A 6,000-nucleotide genomic window follows, 5' to 3' on the forward strand; every position below is an offset into this window, starting at 1 on the left:
TTGGACCACATCTGGTAGGCTAACGAAGGCGTTAATATGCGCCGAAATCGTTAGCTTTCTGTTTATTTCACGGCACCCCTGTGATAGCCTCATTGTAAATAAAATAATGTTGGCCGACCAGGAAAACCTGGCGGCGTGAGGTAGACAGAGGCAAAGATCGTGCAGATTCGGCGGACAGTTCCGGCCCGAATGGGCTTATTTCTTATAGCATTCTTGTGGCTGCTTTCCTTTGCGCCGTTGCAAGCGTTGGCCGCGCCTTATGCGGCTATGGTGATTGACGCGCGCACCGGCGAGGTTTTGCATTCCCGCAATGCCGACACCCGGTTGCACCCGGCATCCCTGACCAAGATGATGACTCTCTACATTGCGTTTGAAGCGGTGCGAAACGGAGAGATTGAACTGGATACGCCGGTTCGTATTACCAAGAAGGCCGCGGCTGAGCCGCCTTCGAAACTGGGTTTGCGCTCGGGTCAAACGATCGCATTCCGGTATCTGATCCGTGCGGCAGCGGTGAAATCGGCAAACGATGCCGCCACCGCAATCGGCATCGCGATCAGCGGCTCCGAGGCTGCATTTGCGCGCCGCATGACCCGCACCGCCAAGGCGATGGGCATGAGCCGGACGACCTTTAAAAACGCACATGGTTTGACGGAATCGGGCCACTTGTCGACAGCGCGGGATATGACCACTCTGGGCCGTCATCTGCTGTACGATTACCCGCAATACTATAACCTGTTCTCGCGCCAATCGACCCATGCCGGGATCAAAACAGTTCCGAACACAAACCGCCGTTTGCTGGCGGCGTATAAGGGGGCTGACGGGATCAAGACCGGCTATACTCGGGCTGCGGGTTTTAACCTTGTGGCCTCGGCCAAGCGTAAGGATGAACGTATTATCGCCACGGTGTTCGGTGGCGCATCAGGTGCATCGCGCAATGCCAAAGTGGCTGAATTGCTGGACATGGGCTTTCGTCGCGCGCCGTCGCGGGCACCTATCCGCAAACCAGCGCGACCGGCCTATGCCGGGAATGCAGGTCTGGGCGCCACAGTCGCGACCCTGACCGGAGCGCCAACCACCAGTCTTCGTCCCGTGCTGCGCCCGGGACCGGGTGCAGCCGTCCAAGTCGCAGGCACGATCGCCGCAACCGCGGCCAAGAATCGGTCGCGTATTCAGGATGGCATCGCAGCAGCCATCGCCTCTGCGGGTATTCAAACGCCATCGGACGATACACCGCGTCCCGCCGCGCGCCCGCGTGATGTTGTTCTGGCCTCAACAGGTCCGGCCGATGAACCAGAGCCAGAGCAGGAAATTGTTACCCGACTATCCACTTCTGGCGGCCATCTTTGGGGCGTCAATGTGGGCCGCTACACCACCCGATATGAGGCAGAGAAGATTTTGCTGAAAACTGCCCTGTCGGAAATGACCACTCTGGAAGGAACCTTGCGCAAGGTAAACCAAAACGCGCGCGGGTTCGAAGCGACATTTCAGGGCATGACACGCGAGCAGGCCGATCTGGCGTGCCGCAGGCTTCAGGCCCGGAATGTCACTTGTTTCATGATCGGACCCTCATAAGATCCGACATATTCTCTCCTGGACAGGTCTGGGCTGCGGGATACCCCGCAGCCTTTTTTTTAATCGAAGACGTGGCCGTGCTTATATTGCTCATCCTGTCCGGCAGCCGCAGTCAGGGCCGCCACGTTGTCCTTGGTGAAAAATCCGTCATAGTGGTGGCAACGCTCGATATATTCAGTGATCAGCAACGTGTTTTTCGAGTGTTTGGAAAAGATCTGCTTCAGGTTTGGATCGTCTTTGCATTCTCCGACCACATGGGCCAGAAACGGCACGCCCTTGTCCTTGAGCGTATTTACCACAAAATCGACGTTCTTTTCCCCAGCTCCGTGATCGCCATCCTGAATTTCGACCGCCATATGATGCAGGCGGCGACCAAAATTGCGGACAAAATCCTCGGTCGGCATAGGGAGCTGTTCGAAAGAATTCACAAAGGAAGGCGTGTTGTTCGCAGTGAACACCTTGGCGGGGGATTTCTTGTCGTCATCCACATTCGCGTTCCGGTTCACATTGGTGGAAGAGTTCATGTCAAAGATATTGTACGCCCCCCAGAAATAATAGGGGACCATGGTCAGGAATTCGAGGATCGCATCCTCGCGTTCGCCGGCAAGAATGCGGGTGGCAAGGTGGTCGATGCCCAACATCAGGGGGGCAATCTTGCTGTCTGCTCCAAAGGCTGCCGCCTGATCCAGTTTTGCCTGCTCCGCATCGCTCAGCAGGACGCGATCGCCCAGACCCAGACTGTCGGGTTCGTTGAAATCTAAAGACGAATATCCAACTCGGTTGCAGGTAAAATCCGAGGGCGTTGTAAACCGGAAACCGTCCAGCGTGTAGAACGGATTTTCGGTGTCGCCGCTGTATTCAAAGCGGATATTCTGATCTTCCAGCGTTTTGGTCAGGGCGTTCAGATCGGTTGCGCCATAAATCTCTCCGACATAGCGCGTTTGCGGTGTGCTGCGGGCCAGCGGGTACATCCGGTTGATGCGGGGGATGAAGTCCTCAAAGCTGGGGCTAAGCGGGGCCATCACGATCGTAGCCGGGTAGTCGGGATGCGAATGAAGGACCGAGATTTTATGGGTCTGACCCAAATAGGTAGCCGTATGCCGATAGGGAGTCATCACGTACAACTCGACCAATGTGTCGAACAGCGCGTTGGTTTCCACTTGCAACACGATTGCTCGCATCGCACCGACCTGATCGGCCACGCCCGACATACTGCGGCGTTCGTAAATCTTAGGCAGATATTCGTGAAAAAAGTCCGAGTTCTTCTTGTCGCCGCGCGGCTCGTAAGACATTAGATCGAAAGACATTCACTTCCCTCCTTACGCGGAACCCGATGGTACGCGGGTAGCGCGCCCAATCGGATTTCCAGAACCCTGGCATGCAGTTTCCGGCATGCTAGGGCTAGAAATCCAACTGGGCAACAGCAAGGAGCGGGTCGGCACAGACCTTACGCCCGCGCGCTTATCGTGCGAATTTCGTGACCTCGACGCCCCCGGCGATCAGGTTCTCGCGGACGGACCGGGCGATTTGTACCGCGGTTGGGCCATCCCCATGCAGGCAAATCGTGTCGATCGAGGTTTCCAGCCGTTTTCCGGACTCGGTGACAATAGCACCTTCGCGAACCATATTGAGGATGCGCGGGCCGGCGAGTTCGGGGTCGTGGATAACGGCACCGGGCAGGCTGCGATCAACCAGTGTTCCGTCATCATTATAGGCGCGATCTGCAAAAATCTCGCCGACCCATTTGCAGCCCAGCTCTCTCACAGCCTCTTCTTGTTTGGTGACAGCCAGAACCATGATGATAATGTCCGGGTCTACGTCCAGAGCACCTTGATAGCAGGCCCGCGCCATGATGATATCGGCCGAGCACATATTGGCAAGCGCCCCGTGCAGTTTCAGATGCCGGACATGGGTGCCGACCGCCTTGGCCGTTCCAATTGCTGCACCAAGCTGATAGCGCACAAGATTACGCAGGGCGTCCGGGGGCAGTTTCATGTTGCGTCGGCCAAACCCCTGAAGGTCAGGAAAACCGGGATGCGCACCGATGCCGACATCATTCTGTGCGGCCAGCGTCATCGTTTGCGCCATTACATCCGGGTCGCCTGCGTGAAAGCCGCACGCGATATTGGCTGATGTGATGATTTTCAACAGGCTCTCGTCATCGCCCATTTTCCAGGGGCCAAAGCTTTCCCCCATATCGGCATTCAGATCGACGCTGGGCATCGGTGTAACTCCTTATTCAGTAGCAGATATCATTCCGCTGATCAGTTGGTAGGACAGCAGGTCAGGGATGTCGTGCGGGTCGCGGACCAAAGGCTCTACCCGCGCCCGCAGCCTTGATAGCCCGGTCATATAGGTCTGGTGCAACGCGACCGCTTCATCCATCGTCACGAACTTGAACCGAATGTGCCCGCCAGCCGGGGTCTGCGCCGCGCGCGGCAGGTCACAGGGCAGGACAGAGGCGATACGGGGGTATCCCCCGGTGGTCTGGCATTCGGGCAGCAGGATAAAGGGATTCCCGGTTCCGGTCATCTGAATGTCACCGGGGGTTATCACCTCGGACAAAATGTTCAGCTGGCCTTTTGCGGCGAAACCTTCACCGTCGCTTTCCAGTTGCATCCCCATTCGGTTTGCCCGCGTACCCCGGTGGAACAACGTCTGGGTGAATCGGTCAAGCGTCTCCTGGTCGAACAAAGCGGTCTGAAAGCTCGCAACCACGCGCAGCGTGCCACCGGCAAAGCGATCCTCGGTCTTTAGTTTCATTCCGGCGCCGCCGGAGTACGGCCCGTTTGGCAGAATATCACCGGCCTGCAGCGCGCGCCCGACTTTTGCCGTCAGATGGGCTGAGCGGGACCCAAGGAACAGGGGCGCATCAATTCCGCCGCCGACATGCAGGTAGCCATAGGTGCCCTGTTTCGCAGCTCCGATCTTCAACTTCTGACCGCGTTCCATCGCATGCGAGGCATTCCAGGCAATTGCAGCGCCGTCAATACTGGCCTGCATCGGCGCACCGGTCAGGGCGATGCAAACCGGTTGGGTTGCCTCGAACGTGCCGCCCATCCCCGCCATTTCCAGCGCGGCACAGTCCGGGCTTTGCCCCAACAGCGCTGCCCCTTCGTGCAGGGCAAGTTGATCGGCAGCGCCTGACCGTGAAAGCCCCCGATCCAGGTATCCCGTGCGCCCTTGATCCTGAAAGGTGCAGGCTGGCCCGACTTGATGCACCAGCAGAGTCACGTGGGTATCTCCTCGCAGGTCGCACCGCCCGTGCCTTCATCGGCCTCGCGAAGCCTTTCAAGCTCCGCGCGTGAAACCGGCAGGAACTGCATCTCGTCCCCTGGTCGCAAGGCAAAGCTTTCCTTGGCCTCAGGGCGGAAACAGCGAAAAGCGGTTTGGCCGACATGCCGCCACCCAGTTGGGGTCGGTCCCGAAAACAACACGAACTGCGAGATGGCCAGAACCAGCGCCCCTTCCGGTACCATCGGAGTGAGCTCTTTGAGTCGGGGTATGTTGAACTCGGGACCCAGTGGGCCAAGATAGGGCTGACCGGGGGCGAACCCGATGGTCAGAACGCGGACGCGACTTCGACTTAGGCGATCTATGGTTTCGGACGGGGAAAGCCCCGCTGCGGCGGCAGCTTCATCTAATTGCGGCGCAAGTTCACCACCATAAACGGTGGGTACTTTCCATAAGCGACGCCCTGCCGGCAGAGGTGCCTCATACCAGTTCTGACGATGCAGTATCTGATGCAGCCGCCCGTGAATCTCGGAATGCGTCAGCACCAGCGGGTCGAAGCGAACATAGGCTGATGCCAGAGACGCCGATGTTTCAATCACACCGTCCCAATCGAGGGTGTTGACCGCGTCGCGAAACGCTAGCGCCGCCCGGTTCGAGGGCTCTGCCATCGAGCCGGCAAACGAAACCAACAGCCCATCCAGTCCGACTGTTCGTATGCAGGGGAAAGTGGAAGCTTGCTTGGGTGCCATAACTTCGTGCGCGTTACCTTATCTTTGCGGGGAAGTGACCGTATCCTTCGCTGATGTGCAAGCCCCAGCAGAAGTCCGTTGTCCTTTTTAGTGTCGCTACACGACCCGAGCGGGGAAGCTGGGGAAGAATTGAGTCGGTTTGGATGCCGCGACTCGGCGCTGTCTTGTGGCTGTTGGCCGTAAATGCGCAACATCTAGGGTGAGCAAGTAATCATCGCGGTCGCGATGCGTCCGATGTTGGCGGCCCAGAGGGTGAAATCGAGGTGGGAGGGTTGAGAGGGTACTATTTAAGTTATTGATTATAAGCTGTAAAAGCAAAGAGCTGAAAAAAAACGCTTCAGATGTTATTTTCTGCTTGCGGTGTGTGAGAGTAATACTTAGAACCCCCTTCACCGGCGCTGCTGAGGCGGTTGTTGGGTCGCTGGAGACGGCGGAGACGCACTGG

At 57.8% G+C, this 6,000-nt stretch carries 5 protein-coding genes; 1 reads left to right on the plus strand and 4 read right to left on the minus strand.

Annotated features, from left to right (window positions below):
• The first annotated feature begins 189 nt into the window (after positions 1 to 189).
• The gene (locus AVO44_RS14925; RefSeq protein ID WP_068338335.1) at positions 190 to 1,572 is read left to right on the plus strand and encodes a D-alanyl-D-alanine carboxypeptidase family protein; all 1,383 of its coding nucleotides are present in this window, start codon (positions 190 to 192) and stop codon (positions 1,570 to 1,572) included.
• 59 nt (positions 1,573 to 1,631) lie between these two features.
• On the opposite strand, the gene AVO44_RS14930 is transcribed toward AVO44_RS14925, so the two are convergent.
• From AVO44_RS14930 to AVO44_RS14945, 4 genes are all read right to left on the minus strand, one after another.
• Positions 1,632 to 2,879: a hypothetical protein gene (locus tag AVO44_RS14930; RefSeq protein ID WP_068338337.1), complete on the minus strand. Its 1,248-nt coding sequence runs from the start codon at positions 2,877 to 2,879 to the stop codon at positions 1,632 to 1,634.
• Between the two features lie 154 nt (positions 2,880 to 3,033).
• Positions 3,034 to 3,795, minus strand: a complete 762-nt coding sequence (locus tag AVO44_RS14935; RefSeq protein ID WP_068338339.1) for a LamB/YcsF family protein — start codon at positions 3,793 to 3,795, stop codon at positions 3,034 to 3,036.
• Between the two features lie 12 nt (positions 3,796 to 3,807).
• A complete protein-coding gene (locus tag AVO44_RS14940; RefSeq protein WP_068338341.1) occupies positions 3,808 to 4,806 on the minus strand; it encodes a 5-oxoprolinase subunit C family protein in 999 nt (332 codons plus the stop codon).
• A complete protein-coding gene (locus AVO44_RS14945; protein ID WP_068338344.1) occupies positions 4,803 to 5,555 on the minus strand; it encodes a 5-oxoprolinase subunit B family protein in 753 nt (250 codons plus the stop codon). The genes AVO44_RS14940 and AVO44_RS14945 overlap by 4 nt, the downstream gene beginning before the upstream one ends.
• Positions 5,556 to 6,000: the final 445 nt, after the last annotated feature.

It is taken from the genome of Ruegeria profundi (assembly GCF_001507545.1).
GTDB lineage: Bacteria > Pseudomonadota > Alphaproteobacteria > Rhodobacterales > Rhodobacteraceae > Ruegeria > Ruegeria profundi.